This window comes from Stenotrophomonas sp. NPDC078853 (assembly GCF_044901215.1).
In the GTDB taxonomy this organism is placed as follows: Bacteria; Pseudomonadota; Gammaproteobacteria; order Xanthomonadales; family Xanthomonadaceae; genus Stenotrophomonas; species Stenotrophomonas lacuserhaii.
In genome coordinates this window covers 282,171-308,700 of the sequence record NZ_JBJDOQ010000003.1, presented here as the reverse complement: position 1 = coordinate 308,700, position 26,530 = coordinate 282,171, and the positions used below count along the sequence as shown (strand labels likewise).

22 protein-coding genes are annotated in these 26,530 nt (G+C 66.4%); 14 read left to right on the top strand and 8 right to left on the bottom strand.

Annotated elements, in window-relative coordinates:
• The first annotated feature begins 25 nt into the window (after window positions 1-25).
• From nudE to ACI2JH_RS05205, 4 genes are read left to right on the top strand one after another with little or no spacing between them, the layout of a single operon-like run.
• Window positions 26-583: an ADP compounds hydrolase NudE gene (nudE, locus tag ACI2JH_RS05220; protein ID WP_182656843.1), complete on the top strand. Its 558-nt coding sequence runs from the start codon at window positions 26-28 to the stop codon at window positions 581-583.
• Entirely contained in the window at window positions 580-1,407 is an 828-nt protein-coding gene (gene cysQ / locus ACI2JH_RS05215) for a 3'(2'),5'-bisphosphate nucleotidase CysQ (protein ID WP_101116183.1), read from the top strand. The genes nudE and cysQ overlap by 4 nt, the downstream gene beginning before the upstream one ends.
• Entirely contained in the window at window positions 1,404-2,225 is an 822-nt protein-coding gene (mazG, locus tag ACI2JH_RS05210) for a nucleoside triphosphate pyrophosphohydrolase (protein ID WP_182656842.1), read from the top strand. The genes cysQ and mazG overlap by 4 nt, the downstream gene beginning before the upstream one ends.
• Window positions 2,222-2,545 carry a YnfA family protein gene (locus tag ACI2JH_RS05205; protein WP_182656841.1) on the top strand — a complete coding sequence of 108 codons (324 nt, stop codon included), beginning with the start codon at window positions 2,222-2,224 and terminating at the stop codon, window positions 2,543-2,545. The genes mazG and ACI2JH_RS05205 overlap by 4 nt, the downstream gene beginning before the upstream one ends.
• A 182-nt stretch (window positions 2,546-2,727) precedes the next feature.
• On the opposite strand, the gene ACI2JH_RS05200 is transcribed toward ACI2JH_RS05205, so the two are convergent.
• The 5 genes from ACI2JH_RS05200 to ACI2JH_RS05180 are packed head-to-tail and all read right to left on the bottom strand — an operon-like array spanning window position 2,728 to window position 9,705.
• Entirely contained in the window at window positions 2,728-3,906 is a 1,179-nt protein-coding gene (locus ACI2JH_RS05200; protein WP_182656840.1) for a GDSL-type esterase/lipase family protein, read from the bottom strand.
• A gap of 13 nt (window positions 3,907-3,919) precedes the next feature.
• On the bottom strand, window positions 3,920-4,672 hold the full coding sequence (locus tag ACI2JH_RS05195; RefSeq protein WP_182656839.1) for an SDR family NAD(P)-dependent oxidoreductase: 753 nt from the start codon (window positions 4,670-4,672) through the stop codon (window positions 3,920-3,922).
• Window positions 4,673-4,727: 55 nt separating this feature from the next.
• Window positions 4,728-6,038, bottom strand: a complete 1,311-nt coding sequence (locus ACI2JH_RS05190) for an MFS transporter (RefSeq protein WP_042615031.1) — start codon at window positions 6,036-6,038, stop codon at window positions 4,728-4,730.
• Window positions 6,035-8,275 (bottom strand): oligoalginate lyase, encoded by a 2,241-nt coding sequence (locus ACI2JH_RS05185; RefSeq protein ID WP_404735602.1) that lies wholly within the window; start codon window positions 8,273-8,275, stop codon window positions 6,035-6,037. The genes ACI2JH_RS05190 and ACI2JH_RS05185 overlap by 4 nt, the downstream gene beginning before the upstream one ends.
• On the bottom strand, window positions 8,272-9,705 hold the full coding sequence (locus ACI2JH_RS05180) for a polysaccharide lyase 6 family protein (protein WP_182656837.1): 1,434 nt from the start codon (window positions 9,703-9,705) through the stop codon (window positions 8,272-8,274). Before ACI2JH_RS05180 ends, ACI2JH_RS05185 begins: the two co-directional genes overlap by 4 nt.
• Window positions 9,706-9,955: 250 nt before the next feature.
• Here ACI2JH_RS05180 and ACI2JH_RS05175 point away from each other — a divergent pair, with 250 nt between their 5' ends.
• From ACI2JH_RS05175 to ACI2JH_RS05145, 7 genes are all read left to right on the top strand, one after another.
• Window positions 9,956-12,841 carry a TonB-dependent receptor gene (locus ACI2JH_RS05175; protein ID WP_404735601.1) on the top strand — a complete coding sequence of 962 codons (2,886 nt, stop codon included), beginning with the start codon at window positions 9,956-9,958 and terminating at the stop codon, window positions 12,839-12,841.
• 103 nt (window positions 12,842-12,944) lie between these two features.
• A complete protein-coding gene (locus ACI2JH_RS05170) occupies window positions 12,945-13,688 on the top strand; it encodes a FadR/GntR family transcriptional regulator (RefSeq protein WP_042615027.1) in 744 nt (247 codons plus the stop codon).
• Window positions 13,689-13,907: 219 nt separating this feature from the next.
• Window positions 13,908-14,870: an SPFH domain-containing protein gene (locus ACI2JH_RS05165; RefSeq protein WP_042615026.1), complete on the top strand. Its 963-nt coding sequence runs from the start codon at window positions 13,908-13,910 to the stop codon at window positions 14,868-14,870.
• A 1-nt stretch (window position 14,871) separates the two neighbouring features.
• On the top strand, window positions 14,872-15,306 hold the full coding sequence (locus ACI2JH_RS05160) for an NfeD family protein (RefSeq protein ID WP_182656836.1): 435 nt from the start codon (window positions 14,872-14,874) through the stop codon (window positions 15,304-15,306).
• A gap of 475 nt (window positions 15,307-15,781) precedes the next feature.
• On the top strand, window positions 15,782-16,894 hold the full coding sequence (gcvT, locus tag ACI2JH_RS05155) for a glycine cleavage system aminomethyltransferase GcvT (RefSeq protein ID WP_182656835.1): 1,113 nt from the start codon (window positions 15,782-15,784) through the stop codon (window positions 16,892-16,894).
• A gap of 92 nt (window positions 16,895-16,986) precedes the next feature.
• Complete coding sequence (gene gcvH / locus ACI2JH_RS05150) at window positions 16,987-17,385, top strand: glycine cleavage system protein GcvH (protein WP_182656834.1); 399 nt, start codon at window positions 16,987-16,989, stop codon at window positions 17,383-17,385.
• A gap of 810 nt (window positions 17,386-18,195) precedes the next feature.
• The gene (locus ACI2JH_RS05145) at window positions 18,196-18,768 is read left to right on the top strand and encodes a hypothetical protein (RefSeq protein WP_182656833.1); all 573 of its coding nucleotides are present in this window, start codon (window positions 18,196-18,198) and stop codon (window positions 18,766-18,768) included.
• Between the two features lie 72 nt (window positions 18,769-18,840).
• Here the strand turns inward: ACI2JH_RS05145 and ACI2JH_RS05140 are convergent, their stop codons facing one another.
• Entirely contained in the window at window positions 18,841-20,223 is a 1,383-nt protein-coding gene (locus ACI2JH_RS05140) for a serine hydrolase (RefSeq protein WP_182656832.1), read from the bottom strand.
• 265 nt (window positions 20,224-20,488) lie between these two features.
• Between ACI2JH_RS05140 and ACI2JH_RS05135 the strand changes: the two genes are divergently transcribed.
• Together ACI2JH_RS05135 and ACI2JH_RS05130 are read left to right on the top strand one after the other, a co-directional pair.
• A complete protein-coding gene (locus tag ACI2JH_RS05135) occupies window positions 20,489-21,829 on the top strand; it encodes an NTP/NDP exchange transporter (RefSeq protein WP_404735600.1) in 1,341 nt (446 codons plus the stop codon).
• A 70-nt stretch (window positions 21,830-21,899) separates the two neighbouring features.
• A complete protein-coding gene (locus ACI2JH_RS05130; RefSeq protein ID WP_182656831.1) occupies window positions 21,900-22,268 on the top strand; it encodes a DUF1304 domain-containing protein in 369 nt (122 codons plus the stop codon).
• A 78-nt stretch (window positions 22,269-22,346) separates the two neighbouring features.
• On the opposite strand, the gene ACI2JH_RS05125 is transcribed toward ACI2JH_RS05130, so the two are convergent.
• Window positions 22,347-24,827 (bottom strand): acyl-CoA dehydrogenase, encoded by a 2,481-nt coding sequence (locus ACI2JH_RS05125; protein WP_101116102.1) that lies wholly within the window; start codon window positions 24,825-24,827, stop codon window positions 22,347-22,349.
• Entirely contained in the window at window positions 24,824-25,741 is a 918-nt protein-coding gene (locus tag ACI2JH_RS05120) for an alpha/beta fold hydrolase (RefSeq protein WP_404735599.1), read from the bottom strand. The genes ACI2JH_RS05125 and ACI2JH_RS05120 overlap by 4 nt, the downstream gene beginning before the upstream one ends.
• A gap of 139 nt (window positions 25,742-25,880) precedes the next feature.
• Between ACI2JH_RS05120 and ACI2JH_RS05115 the strand changes: the two genes are divergently transcribed.
• Window positions 25,881-26,480 carry a TetR/AcrR family transcriptional regulator gene (locus tag ACI2JH_RS05115; RefSeq protein WP_042615262.1) on the top strand — a complete coding sequence of 200 codons (600 nt, stop codon included), beginning with the start codon at window positions 25,881-25,883 and terminating at the stop codon, window positions 26,478-26,480.
• Window positions 26,481-26,530: the final 50 nt, after the last annotated feature.

The window sequence follows — 26,530 nt, the reverse complement described above, 5'->3', positions numbered from 1 at the left end:
TATCGGCCCGCGCGGGGTATACCGCATGAGCCGTCCCCTGCCGATCATCCACCGCATCACCGATGAGGAAAACGGCCCGTTCCAGCGCCAGCACCTGGACCTGGAGTTTTCCAACGGTGAACAGCGCCGCTTCGAGCGACTGGTCAGCCGCGGCCACGGTGCCGTGGTGGTGGTGCCCATGCTGGACGATGACACCGTGCTGCTGGTGCGTGAATACGCCGCCGGCATGCACCGCTATGAACTGGGCCTGGTCAAGGGCCGCATCGATGCCGGCGAAACGCCGGAGCACGCGGCCGACCGCGAGCTGAAGGAAGAGGCCGGCTACGGCGCGCACCGCGTTGACGTGCTGCGCGCGATGACCCTTGCCCCCACCTACATGAGCCACCAGTCGTGGCTGGTGGTGGCGCGCGATCTGTATCCGCAACGGCTGCAGGGCGATGAGCCCGAAGAACTGGAAGTGGTGCCGTGGAAGCTGTCACGGATCGACCAGCTGATGCTGCGCGAAGACTTCTCCGAGGGCCGCTCACTGGCGGCCCTGTTCATCGCTCGAGAGTGGCTGCAGCGTGGCGCGACGGCGCCATGACCCACGCCCGCCTCACCACCGACCTGCGCGAAACGGTCATCGCCATTGCCCAGGATGCCGCCGCAGCGATCATGCAGGTCTACGCGTCCGGCTTCGACATCACGATGAAGGCCGATGACAGCCCGGTCACCGCAGCCGACCTGGCCGCGCACCAGCGCATCGTCCGCGGCCTGTCGCGGCTCACTCCGGACCTGCCGATCCTGTCCGAGGAAGCCACCGCGGCCCCCTGGGAAACGCGGCGCCACTGGGGCGCCTACTGGCTGGTCGATCCGCTGGATGGCACCCGCGAGTTCATCAAGCGCAACGGCGAATTCAGCGTCAACATCGCGCTGGTCTACCAGGGCGCGCCGACCTTCGGGGTGGTGCTGGCGCCGGTGACCGGGCTGGTCTGGCACGCCATGCGCGGCGAGCAGGCCTACCGCCGGCAGGGCGTGCATGACACCGTGCTGCGTACCCGCGTGCCGGCGCACGCACCGCTGCGGGTCGCCGCCAGCCGCTCGCACCGTTCGGCGCGCACGCAGGCACTGCTGGATCGCATGGGCGACATCGAAACCGTGGCCCAGGGCTCTTCGTTGAAGTTCTGCCGGATCGCCGAGGGCGACCTGGATGTGTATCCGCGGCTGGGTCCGACCAGCGAATGGGACACCGCTGCCGGCCAGTGCGTACTGCACGCCGCCGGTGGCGCGGTGCTGTCCACCGCTACCGGCAAGCCATTCCGCTACAACCGCCGCGAAAGCCTGCTCAACGGTGATTTCATGGCCTTGGGCGACACCCGCCTGGCATGGCGCGACTGGCTGCCCCAAGACGAACCGGAGACTGCATGAGCACGAGCGACGCCGCCACCGAACTGGGCCGCCTGCTGGCGATCATGGCGCGCCTGCGCGACCCGCAGGGCGGCTGCCCATGGGACCTGGAGCAGGATTTTTCCACCATCGCGCCGTACACCATCGAAGAGGCCTACGAAGTAGCCGATGCGATCGATCGCGGTGACCTGGACGACCTGTGCGATGAACTGGGCGACCTGCTGCTGCAGGTGGTTTTCCACGCGCAGATGGCGCAGGAGCAGGGCGCGTTCGCTTTCGCCGACGTGGCGCGCAGCATCAACGACAAGATGGTCCGCCGCCACCCGCACATCTTCGCCGATGCCAGTGCCGGCGACGCCGCCGAGGTGCTGCGCAACTGGGAGGCGATCAAGGGCGAGGAACGCGCTGCCAAGGGCGAGACGGATGGCTCGGCGTTGGCCGGCATTTCGCGCGGACTGCCGGAATGGCAGCGGGCGATGAAGCTGCAGTCGCGCGCGGCCAAGGTCGGCTTCGACTGGCCCGGCCCGTTGCCGGTGCTGGACAAGGCCGCCGAGGAACTGCAGGAACTGCGCGAGGAATTCGAACGCGGTGACGTGGCGGCGAACAAGACCCGGTTGCAGGAAGAACTCGGCGACCTGTTGTTCGTCTGTGCCAACCTGGCACGCCACGCCGATCTCGACCTGGGCGCTGCGCTGCGCGGGGCCAACCACAAGTTCGAGCGACGCTTCCGCGCCATGGAAGCGCGCGCCGCTGAAGACGGGAAGCGGCTGGCCGAGCTGGACCTGGACGCCCAGGAAGCGCTCTGGCAGCACGCGAAGGCCGACGAAACCGCATCGTGAAGACCTTCGGGTTGTTCGTCGTGACGGCGATGGCCGAGATCATCGGCTGCTACCTGCCGTGGCTGTGGCTGCGTCGCGATGGCAGCACGTGGTTGCTGCTGCCGGCGGCGGCCAGCCTGGCCCTGTTCGCCTGGCTGCTGACCCTGCATCCGCAGGCCAGTGGGCGCGTGTATGCGGCCTACGGTGGTGTCTACGTCGGCACTGCGCTGGTCTGGCTGTGGTTGGTGGACGGCATCCGTCCCGGCCGTTGGGACCTGCTCGGCGTGGGCCTGTGCCTGGCCGGCATGGCGGTGATCATGTTCGCCCCGCGCACCGGCTGATGATCTGGTGGGTGACGACCGTTGGTCGTCACGCTCTCCGCCCGCAAGACGCGTGACGACCAACGGTCGTCACCCACCGGAGCATTCGTCATCCTCCCACCGGGGCATTTCGTCATCCTCCCACCGGAGCATTCGTCATCCTCCCACCGGAGCATTCGTCATCCACCCACCGGCCAGGACGATCAGGGCTTCCGGCAGCCCAGCATCCCAAGGTCGATCGCATCGGCCATGCGTGCATAGCCTTCATCGTTCGGATGCAGGTGATCGCGCGTGATGCCGCCCGGCAGCGATTCCGGCACCGCCGGGTCACGCAGCGCTGCATCGAAATCCACGACGCCGTCATAGCCACTCTGCGGCCCGCGCGCCCAGGCATTGATCGCCGTGCGCGTGGCAGCTGAAACAGGTTCGTAGCGCTCCGAGCCACCGAACGGGGTCAGCGTGCCGATGAACGCACGCCCGCCGTGCAGGTGCACGCGGTCGGCGATCTGCCGGTAGCCGGCCTGCATGTCTGCGGCGTTGCGGCCGGGCAGTGGTGCCGGCCCACCGCCATGGCGGATATCGTTGATCCCTTCGAACACGATCACCTGGTCGGCATCGGCGGTGGCGATCACATCGCGATCCAGCCGCGACAGCGCGCTGTGGCTGCGGCCGTGGTCGAGCAGTTTGTTGCCACTGATGCCCTGGTTGAGCACCACGAAGCGGTCCGGGCAAGCGCGCTGCAACCGCACCGCCAGCCGTTCGGGCCACTGGTTGTACGAGCCGCGCTGGGCGGTGGCGCCTTCGGTGATGGAGTCGCCGAGCGCCACGATCACCGACGGCCGATCCGCGCGCTGCACCAGCACCGCGGAGAACACATTCTGCCGGTAGGACACCGCCACCGAATCGGCGATGGTCGGATGACGGCCATCGACGACCCGCACGGTGGTGCGACGGACCGCAGGCCGGGTCGCCTGCGGGAAGTAACCGGTGATGCGGATTTCATCCAGGGCGGCCGCCTGCAGCGGTACCGCGTCAGTCAAAAGCGCCGCCCCAACCGGCACTTCGATGAGCGCGCGTCCGGCCACGGTGACCGGCAGCGCAGTGCCGGAAGGCCCCTGCACGGTCACGTCCTGCAACCGCAGCGGGGCAACCCCGAGTTCATTGCTGATGCGCAGCCGCAACGCATCGGCGCGGCTGCCCAGCCGGATGTCCTGGCGCACGGTCTGTGCGGCGAACTGCATGGGGGCCTGCGGCGTGCCATCCAGGCGATCCGGCGCGGGCGAGGCGGTCCATGCGGTGACCCACACCGGCTGCGCAGGGGCAGCCGATGCGGAGAGCGCCGAACCAACGGCAAACGAAACAGCAGTGATCCAGCGCAGCATGGCAAAACTCCGGTCAGGAGAAGAACGTACCGCCGTTGACGTCGACGTTGGCACCGGTCATGAAGGCTGCCGCGTCCGAGGCCAGGTAGACCGCCACGTCGGCCGCCTCTGCCGGCCGGCCCTGGCGACGCAGCGGCGTACCGGCGGCCACCGCGGTGCGCACTTCCGGCTTGGTGAACTCATCGTGGAAGCGGGTGGCGATCATGCCGCAGCACAGGGCGTTGACCCGGATTCCCTTCGGACCGAGTTCCTTGGCCATCGCACGGGTGAAGGTCATCACGCCGGCCTTGGCCGTGGCGTAGATCGCCGCGCCCGGGCCGCCGCCGTCACGTCCGGCCTGCGAGGCGAAGTTGACGATCGCCGCGCCTTCGCCCATGTGCGGAACGACCGCGTGGGTGGTCAGGTAGGTCGAGGTCAGGTTGAGGTCGATCACCTTGTGGAAGAACGCCGGATCGATGTCGGCCAGCGGGCGACGCTCCACCATGCCGCCGGCCACGTTGACCAGCACGTCGATGCGGGGGCCGAAGGCGGCCTGCGCCGCAGCGACCAGGCCGGCAACCGCGGCCGGATCGGTGACGTCGGCGCGATGCACGATGGCCTGGCCACCGGCGGCCTGGATCAGCTCCAGGGTCTGCCGTGCACTGGCTTCATCGTTGGCATAGTTGATGCACACGCGGGCGCCGGCAGCGGCCAGCTTGATCGAAATGTCGCGACCGATATCGCGGCCGCCACCGGTGACGATGGCCACCTTGTCCTGGAATGACATGGGGTGAAACTCCTTGTTTACGTGAGGGGGGAAAAAAGGGAGCGCAGGCATGCGCTCAGGAATCCGACGAAGGGGCATCGAGGCGGCGCACCGTACCGGTGATCCACCACAACGCGATAAGCGAGAGCGGCACCAGGGCCGCCACCAGCATGAACATCGGCGCGTACGATTCACGCGTCAGCACCGGCACCAGCCAGGTGGTGATCAGCGTGCCGGCCACGGCGGCGAGGCCACCCAGGCCGGCCAGGGTGCCGACCGAGCGTCCGCCGAACAGGTCACCCGGCAGCGTCTGGATGTTGCCGATCGCCACCTGGAAGCCGAACAGCACCGCAGCGATGGTCAGCACGGCGGTCAGCGGCTCGGCCGCCAGCACCGCCCCGAGCAGGGCAGGGGCCATTACCACGCAGCCGAGGGTGATCGACCATTTGCGTGCGCGGTCCACGCTGTGGCCGGCGCGGATCAGCCGGCCGGACAACCAGCCACCGGTCAGGCTGCCGAGCATCGCGCCGACGAACGGGACCCAGGCGAACAGGCCGATCTGCTTGATGTCAAAGCCGAAGGTTTCGGCCAGGTAGATCGGCAGCCAGGACACGAACAGCCACCAGATCGGGTCCAGCAGGAAGCGGCAGGCCAGCATGCCCCAGCTCTGCCGGTGCGCCAGCAGTTCGCGCACGCTGCGCCGCGGTGCAGCCGGGTCGGCCGCTCCGGCCTGGTCCTGCATGATCAGCCTGCGCTCGGCGTCGCTGACCCACGGATGCTTGTCCGGCCCGGCGCGGTAGACGAACAGCCACGGCAGCAACCACAGGAACCCCATCGCACCGATCACCACGAAGGTGCCGCGCCAGCCCAGCCACAGGTACAAGGCGGCGATCGCCGGCGCCGACACGATCGCACCGATCGAGGCACCGGCATTGAACACGCCCTGTGCCAACGCACGCTCGCGTGCGGGGAACCATTCGGCATTGGCCTTCACCGCGCCCGGCCAGGCGCCTGCTTCGCTCACCCCGAGCATCGCCCGCACCAGGCTGAAGGACAGGATCGAATGGGTGACCGCATGCAGCGCGATGGAGATCGACCACACGCTGATGGACAGGGCGAAGCCCATCCGGGTGCCGATCAGGTCGAACAGTCGTCCGAACAGGAACTGGCCCGCTGCGTAGAACAGCATGAACACGGTGACCAGCAAGGCGTAGTCATCCTTGGTCGCGCCGACCTCGCGGGCGATCTCCGGCCACATCACCGCCAGCGCATTGCGGTCGATGTAGTTGATCACCGTGGCGACCGCGATCAGGCCGACGATCAGCCAGCGCACCGCCGAGCGCACCGGCACCTTGCGCAACGTGTCGATGGCGGCCGGCCCCTTCATCGTGCATCCCCTTTGCCGGCCGCGCGGTCGATCCGCGCATGGCTGCCGCGCCAGCGGTAGCTGCGCCCCTCCACGCTGACGGTGTGTTCGACATCGGCGCTGCTGTCATCGGCCACGCCCAGCGCAAGGCGCGCGCCGCTGGCCAGGGTGACCTCGACCAGCTCCGCATCGCTGCCGCGTGCGCGCTTCAGGTCGCGGATCTGGCTGTCGGCACCGTGCACGTACTCGGCGGTGCCGTTGTACTCGCCATGCGGCTCCAGCACGCTGAAGAAGCTCACCGCGCGCTGCCCGTCCACGCGCTGCACCAGTGCCGGTTCGCGGCGCAGGTTGAACTCGGGATCATTGGCACCACTCTCCACCAGCAGGGCCTGGGAAGGCGCGCTGCTGCCGAAGCGGTAACTGTAGAAGCGCCCGTCGAGCAGCCACGCAAGCGTGCGCGGATCGCTGCCGGCCTGGCTGCGCGCATCCAGCCACAGGTGCTGGTAGCCGTTTTCCCTGCCCAGCACCGGGCGCTGGTCCACGAAGCGTTCGGCCTGGAATCCGGTGCTGACGATGTGGCCGTTGAAGTGCAGCGGCAGGTCGAAGCGCGCTGCCTTGTCCGCACTCACCTGGAGCAGGTCCAGCACCACCGGCAGGCCCAGCTCCGGATGCTTCAGCAGGGCCTGGGTACGGGTGAACACCACGCCGGGATATGCATCGCGCATCGTCGCCGAAGCGACCTGGGTATCCTTGCCGGCCTCGAAGAAGCGCACCGTCGGCGCATGTTCCTCGCCGACCTTCCAGTCGCCGTTGAAGTGGCTCTTCTCGTCCACCACCAGCGTGTTGTGGGCGATGGTCTGCTTGGCCCAGCTGCGGTTCTCGGCCAGGTAGATGCCACCGCGCTTGGCTTCCACGTTGAGGAAGCGGGCCGAGCCGTAATCGGTTACCACTCGCTGCCCGTTGTCATAGAACAGCCAGTTGAGCTTGTCGAAGTGGCCGTGGCCCATGCCCTGCATGGTGTCTTTCTGTACCAGCGCCTGGCCGCGTTCACCGCCCATGCGCAGGATCGCCAGGCCACCTTTGTCACCGTCCGGGCCATCGCGCAGCAGCATCGGGGTGTAATCGAACGGCTTGGCCTTGCCGGCGGCCAGGCCCTGCGCCACCTTCAGCCCTTCCGGGGTCAACAGCAGCCGTCCCTGCTGTTCGGCGACGGACAGCAGCCGGTCATCGCCGCTGCGGGAGTAGGCGATACCAATGCCGGCCACCAGTTCCTCGGTGTCCACGCCCTTGTCCAGGATCGCATCGTTGATCGGGAAGAACAGGCCGTCGTAGCTGCTCTGCACCAGCACGTCGACCGCCTTCAGCAGCACGCCGTCGCGGCGCTCGAAGATGCGGCGTTGCGGCTCGTTGCGTTCGATGGCATTGGCGAACAGCAGGAACGGCGCCAGCGCATAACGCTGGTAGTAGGGGCCTTCTTCGTAGTAGCCGTCCGGCGAGAACAACAGATCGACCTGGCGCAGGAAGCCGAATTCATCGTCTTTGCGGCTGCCGCGCAACGACTTTTCCACCAGCTCCTGGTCGCGCAGCACATAGCCGGTCATGCCGGTGGCCGCGACCGCCCAGGTGGAATGGTTGTGGATCTGGTCGAAGTTCTTCGGCTCACTGGCGAGGAATTCAGCCATCGGACGGAACACGTTGTCATCGATGGTCTGGCGGTCCTTGGCCGGCAGTGCGTCGCGGATCGCGTCGTAGCCCTGCACCGCATTGACCAGCCACACCGAGTCGTTCAGCACCTGCCAGAACACCCGCCCCGGGATCTGCCCGCGGCCTTCCGGATGCGGGCCCAGCGTCGGGTACAGCGTGGCGTACTCCAGCAGCATGCGCCGCGCGTAGTCCACGTAGGCGGTGTCACCGGTGAGGCGGTACAGCGTGCCAGCAGCCAGCAGCGCCTGGTAGTTGCGCTTGTGCTGTTCGTGGGTGCGGCCGCCGCCCTTGTCCTTGGGGAAGGGCACGTCGATGCCGGCCTTCATCATTTTTTCCAGCATCGCCTTGTTGCGCGCCTGCTCCTTGGCGAACCACGGATAGCGCGCACCATCGCTGGCCATCTGCTGCCATTGCGCAGCGGTCACCAGCACCGGGGCCGTGCTGCTTTCCGCCGCTGCGGGAGCCGCGGCGAAGGCAGCCGAGGCGGGCAGCAGGGACAGGGTTGCGGTAGCGGTAGCCACGGCGAGGGCAAGCGACAGGCAGGTGTGTTTCATCGATCAGCTCCGTTGGCGGACAGACGGTGGCCGACAGCGGCCGCATCCGTCCATTCCCCTTGTTTGGGATACCAGGTGACTCCGGTATCGGCGCGCGGTATCACCGCCAGGTTGGTTGCCGCGCCCACGTCGGCCAGCGCGGGCGAGGGCGACCACAGTCCGTTCGGTGCCTGCACCAGCGTCACGGTCATGCTGTCCACGCCGCCCGGCAGCGCGGTGGAGGCAAGCGGCGACTGCACATTGCCGCTGAAGGCCACGCCGGCCAGGCTGCCATCGACCGTCACCGGATTGGCACCGGTGCGGTTGACGATCAGGTTGGCGCGGAACTGGCTGCTGCTGGGCGGCACCACCATCGCGCTGGCCGCGTTGTAGCCCACGCCGAAGCTGACCTTGGCCACGTCGACGAAGGTGTTGCGCTCGATCAGGGCATCCACCACCGGCGAGTAGCCCGACAGCGCGGCGTTGGCCTGGCCGTACATCACCGCCAGGCCGGCGCGGTTGCTGCTGCCGGCCAGCGCCTGGAAATAATTGTTGCTGACCTGCTGCTGCGCGTTGATCACGCGTACGCCGCCGGTGCCAGCCTTGCCATCACCCAGGAAGACGTTGTCCAGCACGCGGTTGCCGTTGCCATGGCGCAGCGTCAGCGACCCGGCCGAGCGGTAGAACACGTTGCCGCGGTACGTGTTGCCGCCGGACTTGTTGGAAATGATCTCGGTTTCGCCATCGCAGCCTTCGAACCAGTTGGCTTCGACGGTGCTGTTGGAATCGCTGAGCGAGGTGTCGCTGGTGCCGACGCGGAGTGTTTCGCCACCGTTGACACCCAGCGCCGGCCGCGGGCCGAACCAGTTGTGGTCGATGCGATGCTGGTTGTCCAGACCCTGGGTGGCATCACGCACCACCACCACCGTAGGGCCGGCGTTGGTCTTGCCGCGCAGCTGGCTGTGGTCCAGCCGGTTGAATGCGCCATAGAGCATCACCCACTGGTCCTGGTCGGCCGGGTCCGGATTGCTGTAGTCATCGATCACCAGCCCGGTGACCCGGCTGTTGCGCGCCACTGCCTTGCTGGATTCGCGGAACGCCACCACTGCATCGCTGGGGCTGTAGCCGTTGCGGAACACCAGGTTGGCCACATGCAGGTGCTGGCCGGCCAGGCGCAGGTCCGACTGCCCGGTGAGCACCACCTGGCCGGGCGACTGCGCGCGCAGGGTGATCGGCGCGGCCGCGGTGCCGTTGCCTTTCAGCAGCAGGCGTGTGTTGTTCCAGGTGCCGTTGGCCAGCACGATCTCATCGCCTGGCTGCAGATTGGCGGAGGCGGCGGTGTATTCGCCGGCGTCGTGCACCAGGTAGCTTGCCGCCTCGGCGGGCGACGCGAACGGAATGCCCAGCGCCAGCAACAGGGCGGCGGTCAGATGGCGTGACGGACACTGCATGGTGTTCCCTCCGAAGCGTGGCCTGCGAGGCAGGAGATGATTGTAAGCCGTATTGCTAGTCCAGTTGGGATGCAAAGTAGGGCAAGAACATCGCCAAGTCATGCTGCAACAGCACATCTTTTAGCTGCAAATTGGCCTATAGCAGTGGTAAGACGAAAGAATCAGTCCAATTGGTTGACATTTGTGTGTCCGCATGTCGAAAGTGCGCCCCATGCCCGCTGTGCGGGACATCCTTTGGGAGGAGGACATCATGCGTCGTACTGAACTGCCCGTTTCACCGTTCCATCCACATCCGCTGGCGGCCGCCCTGCTGGCAGCGCTTTTCGCTGCGGCGCCTGCCATGGCCCAGCAGGCCGATCCGCCAGCCACCGGCGCGGCCACCACGCTGGACCAGGTGCAGGTGACCGGGATCCGCGAATCGATGCAGAGCTCGATCAACAAAAAGCGCGACGACACGGTCATTTCCGATGTGCTGTCGGCTGAAGACATCGGTGACCTGCCGGCGCCGTCGCTGGCCGACGCCATCGAGACGCTGACCGGCGCGGCGTCCACCCGCGACAAGACCGGCGCCTCGGAAATCTCGATCCGTGGCCTGGGTGCGTTCCTGAGCAGCACCAATTTCAACGGCCGCGAGATCACCAACGGCAGTGGCGATCGTTCGGTGAACTTCAACATGTTCCCGGCCGAACTGATCAATACCGTGGCGATCTACAAGACCCAGCGCGCCGACATCATCGAAGGCGGCGTGGCCGGCACGATCGGTCTGGAGACGGTGAAACCGCTGGAATACGGCAAGCGCTCGGTGCAGATGGACCTGCGCGGCAGCTGGGCGGAGTACGACAAGAAGTACAAGGACGACGATGGCATCGGCTACCGCGGCACGGCCAGCTACATCGACCAGTTCGAATTCAGCAACGGCGGCAAGCTCGGCGTCTCGCTGGGCATCCAACGCCTGGAAGGGTCTGATCCGGAAGAGAGCATCACCAGCGGCTCCACCTGGTACGCCTGCGACGGGCGGGTCAATGTCGCCAACGCCAACTGCACCGAGCCGGGGGCTGCCGCGATCGCGGCCGGCACGCCTTACTACCTGGTGCCCAGCAGCCGGATCTACCGCCTGAAGCAGGAGCGCAACGACCGCCAGAGCGAGTTCGCCGCAGTGCAGTGGCGGCCCAATGATGTGGTCGAGGTCAATGTCGATGTGGAACATACCGACCGCAACTGGTATGAAAACCGCAGCGACCTGAGCCTTTCCAATACCCGTCGTGGCATCGTGGACCGCCAGGTGGACGACAACGGCGTGGTGCGCGCACTGTCCGGCAGCACCTCGATCGATTCGACCTCCAACCGCTATTGGCGCAACGAGGAGTACACCGGTGGCGGCCTCAACCTGATCGTGCGCCCCAGCCCGGCCTGGGAACTGTCCACCGATCTTTCGTATTCGCATACCCGGCGCGTCGACAACGAGCGCGCCACCCGCCTGCGCGCCAACCAGCGCGACACCGCCAATGCGATCGTGCCCGGCATCAGCAGCGGCACCACCGGTTATGTGAACTATGACTGGGCATGGCAGGGCGAGGTGCCGAGCGTCTACCTCGATCCCGCCTTCGACCCGGGCAACTGGGATGCCTACACCGGCGCGGCGCGCGTGACCTCCAGCGAGACCGAGAACGACCATCAGATCCGCGCGGGCCGCTTCGATGCCAGCTTCATGCCGGAGGACGGATTCTTCACCCGGATCAAGGGCGGATTGCATGCCAGCCAGGCCGATTACACGCTGCGCGACAACACGCTGGTCACCGATTACGACCAGCGCATTGCCGGTGACAAAGCCTCGATCATCGCCGCCAACCGCGGCTGCCGTACCGCCTTCCCGCAGAAAGACTTCATGGATGCCGCCAGCGGCAACACGATCTCCGAGTGGGCCTACTTCGACCCGATGTGCCTGTACCAGTCCTTCCGCGGCACCAGCGACAGCCTGCTCGACCCGTCGATGCAGGATCCCAACAACGTGGACATCACCGAGAAGACCCGTTCGCTGTACCTGCTGGGCGAGTTCGCCAGTGAATGGTTCGGCCTGCCGGTGACCGGCAACCTCGGCGTGCGCTGGGTGAAGACCGACGTGCGTTCGGAAGGCGTGCGCACCGGCCTGACCGTGGTGGACAACGGCGATGGCACCATCCGCCTGCAGCCGACCGGTGACTTCACCACCCAGACCTTCAAGGCCGGCAACGACAAGCTGCTGCCCAGCGTCAACGCCTCCTTCGAACTGCGGGATGACCTGCTGCTGCGCGTGGCGGGCTACCGCGCCATGTCGCGGCCGGACATCTCCGCCCTCGGCGCCGGCCGCACCATCAACGTCAACGGGGATGCCAGCTTCGGCAACCTGGCCGATGCGCTGGACGACATCAGTGCCAGCGGCAACCCGGCCGCGCAGCCGCTGATGAGCTGGAACGGTGATCTTTCGCTGGAGTGGTATCCGAACCCGGACACGCTGCTGGCCGCCGCCGTCTACTGGAAGCAGTTCAACGGGGGTACGGCGACCGCGCTGGTCGATGAGACCTACACCCTCAACGGCCAGTCGGTGACGGTGCCGGTGCGCCAGCAGGTCACCACCGATGAGGACAGCACGCTGACCGGCATGGAGCTCAGTGCCACCCATCGCTTCTCCTATCTGCCACAGCCGTTTGACGGGATGGGCTTCAAGGTCAGCTACAACTACGCCGATTCGGACTACGAAACCCAGGATTCGCGCCTGGGCGAGCAGCTCGCCAGCGATGGCAGCGTGATTCCCGCGATCGTCTCCCCTGCCGGCCTGAGCGGGTTCTCGCGGCACGTCTTGTCCGGCTCGTTGTACTGGGACGTCGGTCCGTTCAACATCCAGGCCATCGCCAAGTTCCGTTCGAAGTATTACCAGGACTTCACCGGCAACACCGCGCAGCAGAACCGGTACTACGATGACAACACCAGCGTGGACCTGCGCGCCCGCTACCGGGTGAACAAGAACCTGTCGCTGTCGCTGGAACTGATGAACATCACCAATGAACCTCGCGTGGCCTACCAGCCTTCCTATGGCAACTTCCGCGAGGTGGTGAGCTACGGGCGACGTGCATTTTTCGGTGTACGATACAAGTTCTGAACGAGACGGCGCGATCCTGGTGATCGCGCCGTTGCTCCAACCGGACCAGCCCCGCGTGCGGTGGCCCGGGACGGTGCCGGAGGGAACCACCGAGGGTCAGCCCATGTCCGCCAACCGCCTGTACCAGACCATCGCCGCAAAACTGCGCAAGTTGATCGAGGACGGAGAGTTCCCGCCCGGCGCGCGCCTGCCTGGCGAACGGGAACTGGCCGAACGCTTCGGCGTGAGCCGGGTGACCGTGCGCGAGGCGGAAATCGCCCTGGAAGCGCAGGGCTGGATCGCCATCCGGATCGGTTCGGGGGTCTACGTGAAGCCGCGCCCGCTGGACGGGCAGGGCGGCTTCCCCGACGTAAGCGCCTTCGACCTGACCGCAGCGCGTGCGGTGTTCGAGGCCGAGGCGGCCGCGCTGGCGGCCGGCAACCTGGACGATGCGGACATCGCAGAACTGCGGGTGCTGGCCGAGGCGCTGTGCCGCCGCGACCTCACCGACGCCGAAGCAGGCGACTTCGACCGCCGCTTCCACCTGACCATCGCGCGCTTGTCCGGCAATCCGGTGGTGGAGTACTTCGTGCAGCAGATCTGGCGCATGCGCAGCGACCTGCCGCGGGTGGCCGAAGTCTATTCGCGGGTCTGCCACGACGATGGCGCCAGCCGCGCGGACGAGCACATGGCGATCTTCGAAGCCCTCGCCTCGCGCGATCCTGTTGCAGCGCGCAACGCGATGCGCCATCACTTCCAGCGCCTGTTCGAAGCGATGCTGGAAGCCACTGAAAACGAAGCGCTGGCGGAGATCCGCCGCCGCACCGCCCACGACCGCGAACGCTTCATGGCCACGACCCGCATTTAAAGCGTAGCGGCGGGGGCTGCTGGCTTGAGGCAGGGGGCGGGAGAGGCTGCACGGGACACTGTGAGGCAGGAGCCGGACAGTAGCCTGCATGGACGTACTTGCGGCGTGTCCCGTGCAGCCTCTCCCGCCGCCGCAACAAGCAAACAAAAAGCCCGCCAGCGCGGCAAACCCACCCCGCGCGGTATGCTGCAGGTCGGTTTTCATGGAAGAGGAAGCGCGATGTTCCCGACGATGTTCTTTACCGTGGTACTGGCCCTGGTGGCCGTGATCATCCTGTTCAAGGCCGTACGGATGGTGCCGCAGGGGTACGAATGGACGGTGGAGCGCTTCGGGCGCTATACCCACACCATGTCGCCCGGTCTGCACTTCCTGATCCCGATCGTCTACGGGGTAGGTCGCAAGGTGAACATGATGGAGCAGGTGCTGGACGTGCCGAGCCAGGAAGTGATCACCAAAGACAACGCCGCCGTGCGGGTGGACGGGGTGGTGTTCTTCCAGGTGCTGGATGCGGCCAAGGCGGCGTATGAAGTGTCCAACCTGGAAGTGGCGATGATCGCCCTGGTGCAGACCAACATCCGTACCGTGATCGGTTCGATGGACCTGGATGAATCCCTCAGCCAGCGCGAAGTGATCAATGCCCAGCTGCTCAGCGTGGTCGACCAGGCCACCAATCCCTGGGGCCTGAAGGTCAACCGCATCGAGATCCGCGACATCCAGCCGCCGCGCGACCTGCTCGATGCGATGGCACGGCAGATGAAGGCCGAGCGCGAAAAGCGCGCGCAGATCCTCGAAGCCGAAGGCGCGCGCCAGTCGGAAATCCTGCGTGCCGACGGTGAGAAACAGGCGACCGTGCTGGAAGCGGAGGGTCGACGTGAAGCAGCGTTCCGCGATGCCGAAGCCCGCGAGCGCCTGGCCGAGGCCGAGGCCAAGGCGACCCAGATGGTGTCGGTGGCGATCGCAGAAGGCGACGTGCAGGCGATCAACTACTTCATCGCGCAGAAGTACGTCGAGGCCTTCAAGGAGCTGGCGACCTCGCCCAACCAGAAACTGGTGCTGATGCCGATGGAAGCCAGTGGCGTTATCGGATCGATCGCAGGCGTCGCCGAACTGGCCAAGCACGCCTTCGCCAAACAGGAAGAGAAGAAGTCCACGCGCGCGGTCCCGCCGCGCTTTGGAGACTGACATGCGCTGGGAAGTGGTCGGATGGGGGGCGCTGGCCCTGGTCTTGTTCGCCGCCGAAGCGATGGCGCCGGGCGCGTTCATGCTGTGGATCGGCATCGGCGCTGCCGCGGTGTTCCTGATCACCGCGCTGGTGCCCGGCATCCCGGTGCTGTGGCAGGTGGTGGCCTTCGTGGTGCTGAGCGTGGTGGCCATCCAGGCCTATCGGCGCTGGGGCCGCACGCGCGGGCGCGAAAGCGACAAGCCGCTGTTGAACCGCCGCAGCGAGCAGCTGGTAGGCCGCGTGGCGGTGCTGCAGCAGGGCATCGTGGCCGGGCAGGGGCGGGTGAGCATCGATGATGCGTCGTGGCAGGTGACCGGACCGGAGCTGGCGGCGGGGACGCCGGTGCGGGTGGTGGCGGTGGTCGATGGCGTGCTGCAGGTGGAAGCGAACGGGTGAGACCCCCCCGCGGGTGACTCGCCAAGAGCGGGTCACGTGTTTGGGCCGGGCGGTGGGGCTGTGCGGGGCACGCGCAAGTACGTCCATGTAGCTCTTCGCGGCTCCTGCCGCTCAAGGCCCCGCACAGCCTCCCCGCCCGACCCCCTGACAGGTTCCGGTGGCCGCCACCCGCGTAAAAAAGAAGAGGAAAAGCGGTAGCGCCGACCCATGGTCGGCGAGCGCAGCGGGCCGTTGGCGGAAACATTCCGCCGACCATGGGTCGGCGCTACAAAGCGCCCGTGGCGTGTCAGGTGGAGGGAGCCCCTGGGTCAGGGGCGGTCGCGAAGCGGGGGGTCTGGGTGCTGGTGAGGCGGGGCCCGCGGTTTGCGCAGCAAAGCGTGGGAGCGGCAGCGCGAATGCGATGGCGTGGACCCGCGCAGCGCTGTGCCTCTATCTGGGATAATGGCGACCTTGTTTCCCTGTTGCCGGACCGGTCATGACCCAGAAGACGCTGCTCAACGATTCCCACCGCGCCCTCGGCGCCAAGATGGTCGATTTCGGGGGCTGGGACATGCCCATCCACTACGGTTCGCAGCTGGATGAACATCATCTGGTGCGTCGGGAAGCGGGCGTCTTCGACGTCAGCCACATGACCGTGGTCGACCTGCGCGGTGAACAGGTCAAGCCGTTCCTGCGTCGCCTGCTGGCCAATTCGGTCGACAAGCTGAAGGTGACCGGCAAGGCGCTGTACTCCTGCATGCTCAATGAGCGTGGCGGGGTGATCGACGACCTCATCGTCTACTACTTGGCCGATGATTTCTTCCGCATGGTGGTCAACGCCTCCACCCGCGAAAAAGACCTGGCCTGGCTGACCGAACAGGCGCTGCCGTTCGGCGTGTCGGTGCAGCAGCGTCCCGACCTGGCCATCCTGGCCGTGCAGGGCCCGCAGGCGCGCGATGCGGTGATCGGTCTGGTCGACGCCGCTGGCGCCGCTACCCTGGCCAAGCTGGCACGCTTCGCGGCCACCGATGTGACCTCGGCCGACGGTGTCGCCCTGTTCGTGGCGCGCACCGGCTACACCGGAGAAGACGGTTTCGAAATCCTCTTGCCGCAGGACGCCGTGGTGGCGTTCTGGAGCCAACTGCTGCAGGCGGGCGTCAAGCCGGCCGGCCTCGGCGCGCGCGACACGCTGCGCCTGGAAGCCGGCATGAATCTCTACGGCCAAGACATGGACGAAGAGATCACCCCGTACGAAGCCGCGCTGGCCTGGACGGTCTCGCTCGACGAAGGCCGCGACTTCATCGGCCGCGACGTGCTGGAAGCGCAGAAAGCCGCCGGCAATGCGCGCCAGATGATCGGCCTGGTGATGGATGAGAAGGGCGTGCTGCGGCATGGCCAGGCCGTGCTCACCGCCGCTGGCCAGGGCGAGATCCTGTCGGGCACGTTCTCGCCGACGCTGGCCAAGGGCATCGCGTTCGCCCGCGTGCCCGCAGGTGAGCTGGGCGAGGTGAGCGTGGACATCCGCGGCCGTGCCGTGCCGGTGCGCGTGGTCAAGTTCCCGTTCGTGCGCGAAGGCCAGGCGCAGGACGGCGTGTTGCCGGTCGCCTGATCCTGTTTTGTCGGCCGGGGCCTGCCAGCAGGGCCGGCCGGTTGGTTACACTACCCGCGTTTTTTCCACACCCGTATTCCTGGAGCAGTGCCATGAGCGAGATCCCCGGCGACCTCAAGTTCCTCAAGTCCCACGAATGGGCGCGCGTCGAATCCGACGGCAGCGTCACCGTAGGTATTTCCGACCATGCCCAGGGCCTGCTCGGCGATCTGGTCTATGTCGAGCTGCCCGAGGTGGACGGCGAAGCCAAGGCCGGCGAAACCATCGCGGTCGTCGAGTCGGTCAAGGCCGCGTCGGATGTCTACAGCCCGGTCACCGGCACCATCATCAAGGTCAATTCGGCCCTGACGGACAAGCCGGAAACCATCAACGAAGATGCGTACGGCGAAGGTTGGCTGTATGTCGTGCAGCCGAGCGACCTGGCTGCCGAGCTGGAGGAACTGCTCGGTCCGGACGACTACGCCGAAGTACTGGAAGACGACGACCACTGATCCGTCGTCGCCCCGGTAGACCAAAGGACCGCCCCTGGCGGTCCTTTTTTTTTGTCCGCATCCGGGCACCTCGCTCATGCGCGCAGCGCGCAGCGGAGGTTGGCCTCGGGCATGAGCATGCGGTTGTCGACGAGGTTGTCGGTAGGTCCGAGGGTTGGCGGCTGGTGCGGCGGGGGCGAAAAGTTTTGCGCAAAATCGCGTTTGCGTCGCAAAGTTCGAGGCGCCGCGTGTGAAAAAAAAAGTGACCGTTTGCGAAGCGTTGGGGAAGGTGGGATGGTCACCGCCACGCTGCGCGCGGCAGTACCGCATCATTCCGCGTGTTGTGCGGCTGTTTCAGAATAAGGCTTGTTTAAAGTGCTTTCGTTCGCCGTGCCGATGCGCGCATGCGCGTTGCGCCGGTCGATGCATGCCGGTAGCGGTGATCGGCAACGCCGCCGCTCGCACCGCCAGCAGCCATCGCCGGACACCTGCGGCGTGAATTTTTTCGTGGGGGGTTGTTGACAGCCCAAAAAAGCGTGATTAGGTTTCGCCCAGCAGACCTTTACTGCAAAACCGAGTGCAACCGATCAAACGCCAGGCGCGAAGCACAACCCGGACACCCACTGCACCGCGACGCGCGGCGCAGTCGGCCCAGCTTCCCCGTGGCAATTGCACGCTACGTTCTGCCGCGATGCCAGCCTCGCCGATCGAAGCGCGCATCGCAGCAACCGTCACGACGCGGAAGACGCGTCGGCGGGCCCCGCGAGCAGCTTCAGCGGGTTCGATTTACCTGGGCGTTTCAACACTCCATCACTGACGAGGAGCCATCCCATGGCAACTGCGAAGAAGAAGCCCGCCGCCAAGAAGGCGACGAAGAAAGTAGCCAAGAAAGCCACCGCCAAGAAAGCCACTGCCAAGAAGGTCGCCAAGAAGGCGACCGCCAAGAAGGCAGTGAAGAAGGCGGCGGCCAAGAAGACCACCGCGCGCAAGGTCGCCAAGAAGGCAACTGCCAAGAAGGCAGTGAAGAAGACCGCGAAGAAGGCCGTCAAGAAGGTCGCCAAGAAGGCGACTGCCAAGAAGGCAGCGAAGAAGGTCGCGCGCAAGCCCGCCAAGAAGGTCGCCAAGAAGGCAACTGCCAAGAAGGCAGTGAAGAAGGCCGCCAAGAAGGTAGCCAAGAAAGCGACCGCCAAGAAGGCCACTGCCAAGAAAGCAGTAAAGAAGGCGACCAAGAAGGCCACCAAGAAAGTCGCCAAGAAAGCGACCGCCAAGAAGGCCGTGAAGAAGACCGCGAAAAAGGCAGCTGCGAAGAAGCCGGCCGCAAAGAAGGCCGCCCGCAAGAGCCCGGCACGCCGCAAGAAGGCCGCTCCGGTGGCCCTCCCGGCAACCCCGGCGCCGCTGATCTAAGCACGTCCCGATAGCCGTACCTGAAGCCCCCTCTCCGACAGCCCAGCGGAGAGGGGGTTTTTTTATGCTTTGTTATCGTGGCGAGGCGCTGGCGCGGTTGGACGAGGCGCCCTTGCGCTTGTCCTGCGAAGGTGCACCTTCGGCCATCAGGCTGTCGCTGCCGAAGTCGGTATCCACGTCCAGCCAGCGCTGGGTCGGCAGGCCCAGGGCGGAATCCAGCACGGTCGGCAGCAGGCCGCTGGGCAGGCTGCTTTCGCCGTTCCACATGATGGCGATGCCCATGTCGCGTTCGGGGACCAGCGCCACCAGACCGCGATAGCCCTGCACCGCGCCGGCATGGAACACCACTTCGTGGCCGGCGTAATCGAAGTTGCGCCAGCCCAGGGCATAGCCCGCCGAACGCAGGCGCTCGCGGCGCCAGCCCGAACGCATTTCGCCCGGGGTGTTGACCAGCGAAGCGTGCAGGGTGGCCAGCAGCGGGGCGGGCAGCACGTCCGGGCGGTGGCCGGTCTGGGCCAGCAGCCACTGCGCCATGTCGTTGGCGCTGGCATTGACGCCGGCCGCAGGCGCGAGCCGGTAATAGGTCGGCTTCGGGCTCAGCGAAACCCAGCCATTGCGGCTGCGCACGTGCGGTCGCGCCCAGCGCGAGCTGGCCTGGATGCCGGCAAGGCCGAGACTGGCATCGTCCATGCCCAGCGGCTTGAACAGGCGCCGTTCGACGGCCTGTTCGTAGAAGCTGCCCGATGCGGCGTAGACCACATCGCCGATCAGGCTGTAGGCCACGTTCTGGTACGCATAGCAGTCACCGGGCAGGCACTTCAGCGAGGTGGATCCCAGCTTCTGGGTCAGGGTGTAGTACTCGGCGTTGGCTTCGACGTCGCGGTCGTAGGCGTTGTAGGGCAGGCCGACGCGGTGGCTCAGCAGGTCGGCAACGGTCAGCCGGTCGGTGGCCTCCGGCGTGGCCAGCTGGAAGCCCGGCACGTAGTCGGTGACCTTGCTGTCCCAGCGCAGCGTGCCATCGTTGACCAGCAGCCCGGCCATGGTGCCGGCGAAGGCCTTGGACAGCGAGGCCAGGCGGAACACGGTGTGCGAATCGACCGGCAGCGGATTGTTGACGTCGGTGACGCCATAGCCGCGCGCGCTGAGGATGCGACCGCCCTGCACGATGGCCACCGCCATGCCCGGCACGCGCTCGCCATAGGTGAGCTGCTGCGCCATCGATTCGATGTTGGCCACGTTGAAGCCGGCCGCCGGTGCCTGCGGATGGGCGGCCAGGCCGGTGCGGTAGGCCGCCGGATGCGTATGCGCCGGCGACGCGACAGCGGTTTCGATGTTGGTGGGCATCGGCGGCAGCGCGGACGTCTGCGCCGTGGTGGAAAGGGCGACGGGCATCAGCATGCCCAGCATTCCGGTGGCCGCCGTGCGGAACGGACGGCGCCTGCTGTTCTTGTTCATTGATCGGGACCCGAGCGCGACTGCTGTGACCGATTCTAGCCCCGCTTTTCGTCGTTGCACAAACAAAGCGAAGATGAATGCGCATCTTGCTGAAAATACTGGGATTTCGGTGCCGGATCGGGCGCCATCCCGGCGCCGCGCTGCGCGGGCCTGCCGCACCGGCACGCTGGTGATGTTGCAGTGCATTGGATAACGTACGCGCTTCCTTCCTCCCGGAGTCGCCCATGTCCTGCTGCTGCCGCCCTGCGCGCGTGCGGGGTGACGCGTGAGCGCGCCGCTGGAGCCGCCGCTGCTACGCGGCCCGCTGCGCGGACTGGTGCAGGCCCTGCGGGACACGCCCGCGCTGGGGTGGTCCTTCCTGTATTTCTTCTGCCTGCTCAGCGGGTATTACGTACTGCGCCCGGTGCGCGAGGCGATGGCGTCCTCTTCAGACCTGCAGGAAGTGTTCCCGCCGGCGTTGATCGCCTTGTTCGGCAGCCAAGGGGTCCCATTGCAGGATTTCGTCCTGCAGTTCCTGTTCACCTGCGTGTTCCTGATCATGCTGGTGTTGCAGCCGGTGTACGGCTGGCTGGTGAGCCGGCAGCCGCGGCGCGTCTTCATGCCGGTCGTGTATGGCTTCTTCATCGTCACCCTGCTCGGCTTCCACCTGATGTTCGACAGCAACGTGCCGGGCCGGGGCATGGCGTTCTTCTTCTGGGTGACGGTGTTCAACCTGTTCGCCGTGGCGGTGTTCTGGAGCTTCATGGCCGATGTGTTCTCCAATGCACAGGCGCGGGCGTACTACGGCTACATCGGCGCGGCCGGAACGCTGGGCGCGTTCCTTGGCCCGGTCATCACCGGGGCGCTGGTGCAGCGTGTGGGCATCGCCAACCTGATGCTGGTCTCGGCCGGCTTCCTCAGCATCTGCCTGCTGTGCATCTGGCGGCTGCGGCACTGGGCGATCCTGCGCGAGCGTGAGCAGCAGCTGGTGTCCGGTGAGCAGCCGATGGGGGGCAGCGTGCTGGATGGCCTCAAGCTGATCGTGCGCGAACCGCTGCTGCGCTGGCTGGCGCTGCTGGTGGTGTTCGGGGTGGGCGTGGGCACGCTGCTGTACAACCAGCAGGTGTCGATCGTACGCGTGGCCTATCCGGATCCGGAAGCGCGCACCGCCTTCTATTCGCACCTGGACCTGGCGGTGAACACGTTGACCCTGCTGGTGCAGTTGACGCTCACGCGCTGGCTGCTGTCGCGGCATGGGGTGGCACCGGCGCTGTTGATCCCGGCGCTGGCCATCATCGTCGGCTTCTCGGTGCTGGCGGCCTCGCCGCTGCCGCTGCTGGTGGCGGTGGTGCAGGTGGTGACGCGCGCCAGCGAGTTCTCGCTGTTCAAGCCGGCGCGCGAGACCCTCTACACCCGTGTGGACCGCCAGTGGCGCTACAAGGCCGGCGCGGCCATCGACACCGTGGTCTACCGCGGTGCGGACCTGGGCTTCACCTGGGTGCACAAGGGCCTGTCGCTGCTGGGGTCGAACATCGTGTTCGCTGGCGGCATCGTGGTGGCATCGCTGATGACCCTGGCGGCCTTCGGCGTGCTGCGCCAGGAGAAGAAACTGCCACGCGACCGCTAGCGGGCCCGCGCATGCGCCCGCCGGCTGCCGATCGTCAAGTAAGCTCTGCGCACTTACTCGAGGATTGCCCATGTACTGGATCTGGATCGCGTTGTCACTGACGCTGCTGGTCGCTGCGCTGCACGTCTACTTCCTGGTGCTGGAAATGTTCCTGTGGACGCGCCCGCTGGGCCTGAAGACCTTCCGCAATACGCCGGAGAAGGCACAGGCCACGCGCGTGCTGGCGGCCAACCAGGGGCTCTACAACGGCTTCCTGGCCGCCGGCATCCTGGTCGGCCTGGTCCGCTACTTCGAGATCACCATCTTCAGCCTGGTCTGCGTGGTGGTGGCCGGCTGTTACGGCGCATGGACGGTGAACCGGCGGATCTTCTACATCCAGGCACTGCCCGCCCTGCTGGCGCTGGGAGCGATCTGGCTGGCTGGCCGCAACCTGCACTGAAATAAGAAGGGGTCAGAGCCCTTTTCCTGCGGAAAAGGAATCCGACCCCGTCGGGATCCCGGTTCGGTTGCGAGGCGGTCAGGCCGCCTGCTGCGAACCGGTCTCCTTGCGCGGCAGGTCGTAGTAACCGGCCGAGCGCAGTTCGTGGGTGTCGAAATCATCCACGGTGATCGCTTCCAGGGTGATCGCACGCAGCTCTTCCAGCAGGCTGCGTTCGTCCTGGGTCAGCACGCCTTCGGCCACGGCTTCGTCCAGCTGCTTGTTGTAGTCCAGCGCCTCGATGCCCTTGCTCTTGAGCGCCTTGAGGAACTTGCGCTCCACCGGCTCGGCCATGATCGCCTTGGCCAGGTAGCTGTTGATGCGCCCGCCCGGGTTGTTCTCGCACGGGGTCATGAACACGCCATCGGCCAAGCGGTCGCGGGCTTCGTTGGGGGCCATCAGCAGCGCGGCGACGCGACGGCTCAGGCGGTCACCGGGGGCTTCGGCACGACGGCCCAGCGGGAAGATCAGCAGCCACATCAGCCAGCCGATCGGACGGATCGGGAAGTTGCGCAGCGCCGCCGACAGCGATTCTTCGATCTTGTGCACGCTGTCATGGAAGGCCCAGGCCAACAGCGGCTGGTCGGCCACCGGTGCGCCTTCATCGTGGTATCGCTTGAGCATCGCGCTGGTCATGTAGACATGGCTCAGCACGTCGCCCAGGCGACCGGACAGCGACTCCTTGAACTTCAGCTTGCCGCCGAGCGTCATCATGGAGATGTCGGCCATCAGTGCGAGGTTGGCCGAATAGCGGTCCAGCTTGCGGAAGTAGCGGCGGGTGTAGGCATCGCCCGGCGCGGCACCGAAGCGGGCACCGGTAAGGCCGAACCAGAACGAACGCACGGCGTTGGAGATGCCATAGCGGATGTGCCCGAACAGGCTGCGGTCGAACTCCTGCAGGCCGGCCTTGCGGTCCGGATCCTGCGCGGCCTTCATTTCCTTCATCACCCACGGATGGCACAGGATGGCGCCCTGGCCGAAGATCAGCAGGCTGCGCGTCATGATGTTCGCGCCTTCCACGGTGATCGCGATCGGCGCGGCCTGCCAGCTGCGGCCGGCGAAATTGCGCGGCCCCAGGATGATGCCCTTGCCGCCGATCACATCCATCATGTCCGAGATCACTTCACGGCTCATGCTGGTGCAGTGGTACTTGGCGATGGCCGAGGGCACCGACGGCACATCGCCGCGATCCACCGCCGCGGCAGTGGCCTGGGCCAGCGCGCTGATCTTGTAGGCCTTGCCGCCGATGCGGGCCAGCGCCTCTTCCACGCCTTCGAAGCGACCGACCGACAGGCCGAACTGCTTGCGGATGCGGGCGTAGGCACCGGTGATGACCGCACCGGCCTTGGCCCCGCCGCTGCCGGTGGAGGGCAGGGTGATCGAGCGGCCCACGGCCAGGCATTCGTTGAGCATGTTCCAGCCCTTGCCGGCCATCGCGGCACCGCCGATCAGCTGGGTCAGCGGGATGAACACGTCCTTGCCCTTGATCGGGCCGTTCTGGAACGGCGAGTTCAGCGGGAAGTGGCGACGGCCGACCTCCACGCCGGCGGTCTCGCGCGGCAGCAGGCCCAGAGTGATGCCGATGTCGCGCGTTTCACCGATCAGCTGGTCCGGATCGTACATGCGGAACGCCAGGCCGATCAGCGTGGCCACCGGGGCCAGCGTGATGTAGCGCTTGTCGAAGGTCAGCTTGACGCCGAGCACGCGCTCGCCGTTCCACTCGCCGTGGCAGACGATGCCGTAATCAGGAATGGAGGTGGCATCGGAGCCGGCGAACGGGCCGGTCAGGCCGAAGCAGGGCACTTCGCGGCCATCGGCCAGGCGCGGCAGGTACTGGTCCTTCTGCTCCTGGGTGCCGTAATGGTTGAGCAGCTCACCCGGGCCCAGCGAGTTGGGTACACCGACGGTGGAGCTGACCACCGAAGACACCGAGGCCAGCTTCTGGATCACCTTGTGGTGGGCCAGCGCGCTGAAGCCCAGGCCGCCGTACTGCTTGGGAATGATCATGCCGAAGAAGCGGTTCTTCTTGATGAAGGCCCACATTTCCGGCGGCAGGTCGGCGTGGACGTGGGTGATTTCCCAGTCGTTGACCATCTTGCACAGTTCTTCCACCGGACCATCCATGAAGGCCTGTTCTTCGGCGGTGAGCTGCGGCTTGGGATAGTTCAGCAGGATGTTCCAGTCCGGATCACCGGTGAACAGCTCGCCTTCGAAACCGACCGAACCGGTTTCCAGGGCGATCCGCTCGGTCTGCGACAACGGCGGCAGCACCTTGCGGAACACCTTCATCATCGGCGCGGTCAGCAGCGGCTTGCGGATGAAGGGCAGCAGCAACGGGACGGCGATCACCGCCACGATGGCGGCCGCGACGAGGGTGGCGGTCTGGTTGATGTAGGGCACGAACCAGCACACGGCCAACACGGCCACGCTGATGATCGTCCAGGTGATCAGGCGCATGCGGTGATAGGCCGCGAATGCACTTGCCAGCAACAGGGCAAGGAAGGGAAGAACGATGCTCATGAGCGTACTCCGGTGACGTGCTCGGGTTCGGCGGACGATGTTGCGGCCAGGGCCGGGGGCAACACGTCCAGGTAGTTCAACACAGTAGCGGTAAAGGCGTCGTTGTCATCGCCGGCCAGCATGTGCGTGGCCTGCGGCAGCTGTACGTGGCGGGCATGCGGGGCCAGTGCGAGGAAATCGGCGATGGTGCCGGCGTTGACCAGCTCGCTGCGGCCGCCACTGACCAGCAGCAGGGGGCACTTCACCTTGCGTGCGGCATCGGCCAATGCATCCTGGTGCTGTTCGCTGTCGCGCGCCAGTTCGGCCACCAGCCGCGGATCCCAGTGCCATCGCCAGCGGCCATGGCCGTCCTCGCGCAGCAGCGCGCGCAGGGAATCTTCGGACTTGCGCGGACGATGTGGCAGGTAGGCCGCGATCACGTCGGCGGCCTCGGCCAGTGACGCGAAGCCCTGCGGGTGGGCGGTCATGAAGCTGAGGATGCGCTCCACCCCGGCGGTATCCCAGCGCGGGGTGATGTCCACCAGCACCATCGCCGAGAACAGGCCGGGCCAGCGCGATTCGGCCAGCAGCCCGAACAGGCCGCCCATCGAGGCGGCAACCAGCACCGGTGGGCGCGACTGCTCGCCGGCCAGCACGATCAGGTCATCGGCGAACTGATCGCCGTGGTAGGGCAGGTGAGCTGGATTCCAGTCGGAATCGCCATGGCCGCGCGCGTCGTAGGCAAGGGTCTGGAAGCCATGGCTGGCCAGGGCGCGGGCCGAGGCATTCCAGGCGTATCGGGTCTGGCCGAAGCCGTGTGCGAACAGGATCGGCCCGCGGCGCCCGGCGCTGTCGACCGTGGCCGCCAGCACCGCGCCATGCGCCGCGTCCAGGCGCAGGGAGGGCAACAGAGCGGGAGTGGGGGATGTGACCATACCGAATAGTATGGAGCGATTCGGCTCGATGTCAATACTGTCACGTATGGTGCGCTGCAACGGGAGGCCGGATCCCGCTTAACGTCTTTATATACATAGGCATACTGCAACGAACCCCGGCGTATGGTTAAATCAGCAGATGAGCGAATCCGAAACTCCCGCCGGCGAACCGCGCGCCGGCCGCAACAGCCGCCTCAGCGCCGAAGACTGGGCCCAGGCCGCCCTCGACCTGATTGCCGAGCAAGGTGTCAGCGCCGTCGCGGTGGAGCCGTTGGCGCGCCGCCTTGGCGTGACCAAGGGCAGCTTCTACTGGCATTTCCCGTCGCGCGATGCCCTGTTGCAGGCCGCGCTGGAGCGCTGGGAACTGTTCGAGCAGGAACAGGTCTTCGGCAGCCTGGAAGAGGTGCCGGACCCGCGCGTGCGCCTGCGCCAGTTGTTCCAGGTGGTGGCGCACGAAGTGCAGCCGCACATCATTTACAGCGAACTGTTGAAGGCGCTGGACCATCCGATGGTGCGCCCGGTGATAGACCGTGTATCGCAGCGGCGCATGGACTACCTGATCGCCTCGTTCCGCCAGGCCGGCCTGAGCTCGACCGATGCCCGGCACCGCGCGCGGCTGGCGTATGCGGCCTATGTCGGTTTCCTGCAGTTGTCGCTGCAGCTGCAGCAGCCCAAGCAGGCGCGCGAGGACTTCGAGGCCTATGTGGAGCACGTGATCGAGACGTTGATCCCGGGCTGATCACAGCCGCTTGGATGAAGAAGAAGCCGCTGCGAAGCGGCTTTTTTCGT